Consider the following 4,604-nt stretch of genomic DNA (forward strand, 5'->3'; position numbering starts at 1 on the left):
CCGCCCCCCACCCCGGCCCCAACCGGGCGCCCCACCCGCCTTGTCGGTGGGGGTTTGGCCCGCGAAAGAGCCGCGCAGCGGCCCCTTACTTATGCCGCTCCAACTGCCGCTCGATCATGTACTTGACCGCCAGGCGCCGCTCCTTGAGCCGGTGCAGGTCATCGTCACTGACATTGCCGGCCGAGATCGCCTCGGCGGCAAGCACTTGGTTGTCGATGTCTACATATTCATCCAGCAACCGGTCAAGCTCCTGGTCCTGTTGGCGCCGCTGCTGGACGATCTCGCGCGGGTAGTGAAGGTCCTGGTAGAGGTCATGGGAAACTGGCATGGCGCCCTCCTTGTGATGCTCAGGCTTTGCTTACCTGATTGGAATGAAGGAAGCCGCGGTTGTTGAAGCGAGGCCGGGAAAATGCGACGGATGGCATTACCTCGGGCGATCGAAACCAGGGGAAGAGAACTAACTTGCTGTTTTAAAGCATTTTTTTTCACCTTGGGGGTTCCCAGGTGGAAAGACTGTTGGTATAGTGCCGGCCATTCCAGCACAGCGACCCAGCGTTGTTGTCAGTGAGCCTTCAGAGCGACAGTGCACAGGCATTCGTCGTATCCGATACAGGGGCGTCGCCAAGCGGTAAGGCAGCAGGTTTTGATCCTGCCATGCGTTGGTTCGAATCCAGCCGCCCCTGCCATTTTCTCCCGATATTTTCTTCGTTTTATTCTGCGCCCAGGCCTACAGCTCCCTTTCCTGTCTTCCGTTAAGCCTTGTGGCGTCAATACGTCTGCAATCGCGGGGCAACGCTGACCCCTGTAGGAGCGGGCTTGTCCCGCGATTGCGTCAGGCCATTCAGCGCAGATCCTTGACCATCTTCCCTAAGGTCTCCAACACCGCGCCTGCCAGCGCCTTGGACCGTGCACCCGACCACCCGGTGACCGGGTTGGGCGCATCGTCATGATCCTTGAACGGCATTTCCAAGGTCAGCGACAGGCAGTCGTAAGCCTGACCCACGGCGTTGCACGCCAAGGTCATGTTGGCCTGGCCCGGCTCGTCGCGGGTGTAGCCGTGCACGGTCTGGAAATCTGGCGTCACGCTGCACAGCGTGCTGCGGAACTGCTCCTCGAGCTTCGACAGGCGCGGCGTGTAGCCGGGGTTGCCTTCGCAGGCAGCGGTGAACACGTGGGGGATTTCTTCATCACCATGAACATCGATGAAGGCATCCACCCCGTACTGCTTCATTTGCGACTGGGCGAAGAACACTTCCGGGCTGAACTCGACGCTGGCGTCCTGCCAGGCGCGGTTGAGGTCCTTGCCCTTGAAGTTGGTGCGCAGGTGGCCCAGGAAGGCGCCGTCGGGGTTCATGTTGGGGATCAGGTACAGGTCGGCCTCGGCCAGCAGTGCCTGGACGATACCGTCATTGGCTTGCAGGCGGTCGATCACGCCCTCCATGAACCATTCGGCCATGTGTTCGCCCGGGTGCTGCTGGGCGATCAGCCAGATCTTGCGCTTGCCGGCGGCGCCGTCGCCCGCACGCAGCAGCGGAATATCGCGACCTTGCACACTGCGCCCGCAGGCCAGCAGTTCGACGCCGGGCAATTGCCTGGCACGTTCGATCAATTGGTTATGGCGTGCGCGAGGGTAGGGCTCGAAATAGGCGAACCAGGCCTGTTCCTGTTCGGCCTCGAGTTCGAAGTTGAGCGCCTTGCCGTCGAACTGGCTGGGGATGCGGAACCAGGTCTTCTGGTCATAGGAGGCCACGGCCTGATAGCCGGTCCAGGCATTCTTGTAGGAAGACTGGTGGGCGTTGTCCAGGCTGAAACGGTGAGTGTGGCCCGGGGTCAGGCCGCTGACCTTGAAGTGGAACCACTGGAAGTGGCCGCTGTTGGTGTCGGGACGGATGGCCAGGTGTACACGGCCAGGGTCGCTGGCATCCAGTACCTGGATATTGCCGGAATCGAAATCGCAGTCGATGTGTAGCGGGGACAGCGTCACGGTCATTGCCAGGCTCCTGTGGCTTTGTTGTGGAGTGTACTTTACACCGCTTGGAGGAGTTGCCGCGTCCTCTTGATTCGACTTGCCATGCGTTTCCGAGAGGCGGGACGTGGTTCTCCGTCCAGTTTAGGGCGCTCTCCATTTAGAAATGGTACGAATACTGGGTGGCTGGAAGCTGACTAAAACCCGCTGTAGCCAAGGCTGCGTAATGATGATGCATGGCGGCTATGGCGCGATGGTTAAGGAGCGGTTCGCGATTCAATATCTATGTCCTTTGGCCATTGCACTTTTGGTGCGAGATTTTTAGAAATATTGTACCAAGGGATATCATCGTGATTTTTGGGCGGGGGAGGTGGGGGAAGGGCTGAGGGCCCGCGCTGCATGTAAAGGCAGATGTATTTCCAGACGAGGTCGTCGACATTCGGCGTGCTGAGTTGGAAGCGGTCAACTACTTCATTTGTGTCTGGTTGTATAATGGATAGCATTACTCCCTGTTTGTCAATGGTTATGCCTTGTGGGGTTCTAGCACGCTTTCTCCAACGCTCTGCTCGAACCTGAGCCCAGTCATACGAGACGACTTCAATTGGCCAGCGTTTGAAATATGTGAAGTTGTAAGCATAGATTTTTTGCCGGGCTCTATTGAAACGTATGGGCTCGTCGCGTGGGGTCGAAATCTCATATCTGAAGCCGGCGGTCAATACCCATATTCCAATAATCGTGCCGAATAGAGGCTGTTATCCATTTGGCCTGGCTGATCTTGCCAGTCCTTGATCATCCGGGGCTGCGGCGTAGCCCATCGCGGGGCGAGGCCACTCCACAGGTCCGGCTTGCCAGCGTTCATCCTTCGCTCTTCACCTTTTCCTCATCTTGAACATGCCGCCCGCATACAGCGCTGGCATGATCGCACCGCCATAGCCCTCTCCGTTCAACTGGGCGCTGTTCTCGACTCCCTATCGATCTCCGCTGGCCATTCGACCTTTGGCGCCAGACGTTTTGCGATATTGCACCAAAGTACATCGTTATGGTCCAGTGGCGGGTTCGGCAATGGCAGGCTCGTCGGGCCTTCTTGCATGTAGGTACAAACATACGTCCAGACGGCTTCGTCCAGCCCCAGGCTGCTCAAAGGAAAGCGGTCAATTACCTTATTGGTACCTGACTCTACTATAGAAAGCATGACGCCCCATTTTAAAACCGATGCGCCTTGGAAGCTAGCTCGTTCTCTCCAGCTCTCGGCACGAACATCTGACCAGCTATAGGAGACTACTTCGGTTGGCATATGTCCGAATGACTTCCACCAACAATACTTGAAGTTATAGGCGTATATTTTTTGGCGTGCCCGATTAAATCGTATGGGTTCGTCGCGTGGCGGTGAAGCTGCTAATCTAAAACAGAAGGTCGCGCCCCATATCACAATAATTACAGTTGCCACCCCACTGCCTAGAAATGAATAGTCATTACTTATAAGGCTGTCTGTGATTATGGCTATGGGGGGGAGGAGTAGAAGTAATGAGAGAAGGCTAAAAGTCAGCATTAAGTTTCGATGGTGGAAGTTTTTTCGAGGGAGCTCCAAATGGATTTCATTCATCCAGTTTACTGCGGGGGCTGTGGTTATGTGTTCTTCGTTCGATGCTTCGTTTGGGAGCGGGAGGTCCTTTGTCCATCCGCGGCAAGGTGGATCAAGTAATGGGCCTTTATATATCATGTGTTATTTCTCCGAAAGTCAGATTTTGTCTTTTTTTACTATGACTTGAGCGAGTCGGGAAAGGTCTGACTTATCTGGCCAGTAGCTGAGGGACAACTCAATGGCATGCGTCATATCATGCTCGTCCAAGATTATTGAGTTCTGGATGGTTATGGTCTGTTGAGGTGTATACGTTGCGTCTGCCGCATTAGCTTGGGTAAGTGTTCGGTTTTCTTCTTGGTTTAATTCTTCACTGTTGCCACTGTAAGTATGCTCGGGCTCAGGGGTGTTGGGGCGGTACGTGTTTAATTGCCACTCGTAGCGGGAGTACTTGCTGTGGAAGTTAGGTATGGTCATGTGATAAGACAATCTTTTGGTCGAGGCGACCGAATATGTTTCGCCGATGGTGAAGTGAGGCGAGCCTAGATGTCTTTGAAAGTCGACATGTATATCTGTATTAGCAGTAATGCCCAGGATGGCTCCATTCAGGGCACTTGTCGCGATGTCTTGTTCTGTCTCGCTTTGCCAGGCTCTGTGTTCTAGTGGAACCCCCCACCTACTTTTACGTGCCCATAATTCAAGTGGTGTAGATACCTCCCGCTTCGCTTGAGTGGCGATGGCATAAGCTGAAAGTCCTAGCAGAATGGCAATTCCGAGCGGGCCTAGTAGTGTGCTGCTCCCAACGAAAATTGCAGCTACTCCAAAAAATGAGGAAATTCCTGCTATTGGTCCTGCGGTCCAATAGTTATTTGCGGCACCTTTATCTCCTTGACCGCTGACCCGAATGCCAGCGAAAACGTACTGCACCGCATCCATCAACCCAGCTGCCGCCGCAATACCTCCGCCAAATTTGGCGATCTGCCCCCCAAACCCAACAGTCGGATTTTGCGCAGCCATGAGTTTTTGCGGCCGCAGCGTTTCGAGAGCTCGTCCTGTAGC

Annotated in this window: 4 protein-coding genes, 1 tRNA gene and 1 pseudogene; 1 reads left to right on the top strand and 5 read right to left on the bottom strand. The window is 55.1% G+C overall.

Features of this window, described 5'->3' with window-relative positions; genetic code table 11:
* Positions 1-85: 85 nt before the first annotated feature.
* The gene (locus IRZ56_RS22825; RefSeq protein ID WP_196147019.1) at positions 86-328 is read right to left on the bottom strand and encodes a DUF465 domain-containing protein; all 243 of its coding nucleotides are present in this window, start codon (positions 326-328) and stop codon (positions 86-88) included.
* Between the two features lie 283 nt (positions 329-611).
* Between IRZ56_RS22825 and IRZ56_RS22830 the strand changes: the two genes are divergently transcribed.
* Positions 612-686 (top strand) — tRNA-Gln (locus tag IRZ56_RS22830).
* 155 nt (positions 687-841) lie between these two features.
* On the opposite strand, the gene IRZ56_RS22835 is transcribed toward IRZ56_RS22830, so the two are convergent.
* The 4 genes and pseudogenes from IRZ56_RS22835 to IRZ56_RS22840 form a co-directional block, all read right to left on the bottom strand.
* On the bottom strand, positions 842-1,990 hold the full coding sequence (locus IRZ56_RS22835; RefSeq protein WP_196147020.1) for a M14 family metallopeptidase: 1,149 nt from the start codon (positions 1,988-1,990) through the stop codon (positions 842-844).
* Positions 1,991-2,223: 233 nt separating this feature from the next.
* A complete protein-coding gene (locus IRZ56_RS23330; RefSeq protein WP_328312101.1) occupies positions 2,224-2,682 on the bottom strand; it encodes a DUF6708 domain-containing protein in 459 nt (152 codons plus the stop codon).
* A 227-nt stretch (positions 2,683-2,909) separates the two neighbouring features.
* The gene (locus IRZ56_RS23335) at positions 2,910-3,686 is read right to left on the bottom strand and encodes a DUF6708 domain-containing protein (RefSeq protein ID WP_328312103.1); all 777 of its coding nucleotides are present in this window, start codon (positions 3,684-3,686) and stop codon (positions 2,910-2,912) included.
* An 18-nt stretch (positions 3,687-3,704) separates the two neighbouring features.
* Positions 3,705-4,604: pseudogene (locus IRZ56_RS22840) on the bottom strand (hypothetical protein); the annotation flags it as partial.

It is taken from the genome of Pseudomonas guariconensis (genome assembly GCF_015680235.1).
GTDB classification, from domain to species: Bacteria; Pseudomonadota; Gammaproteobacteria; order Pseudomonadales; family Pseudomonadaceae; genus Aquipseudomonas; species Aquipseudomonas guariconensis_A.

Bases quoted from the DNA above. Each gene is read 5' to 3' on its own strand.
- IRZ56_RS23335 (WP_328312103.1), bottom strand. From the start codon at position 3,686: ATGATATATAAAGGCCCATTACTTGATCCACCTTGCCGCGGATGGACA.
- IRZ56_RS22825 (WP_196147019.1), bottom strand. From the start codon at position 328: ATGCCAGTTTCCCATGACCTCTACCAGGACCTTCACTACCCGCGCGAG.
- IRZ56_RS22835 (WP_196147020.1), bottom strand. From the start codon at position 1,990: ATGACCGTGACGCTGTCCCCGCTACACATCGACTGCGATTTCGATTCC.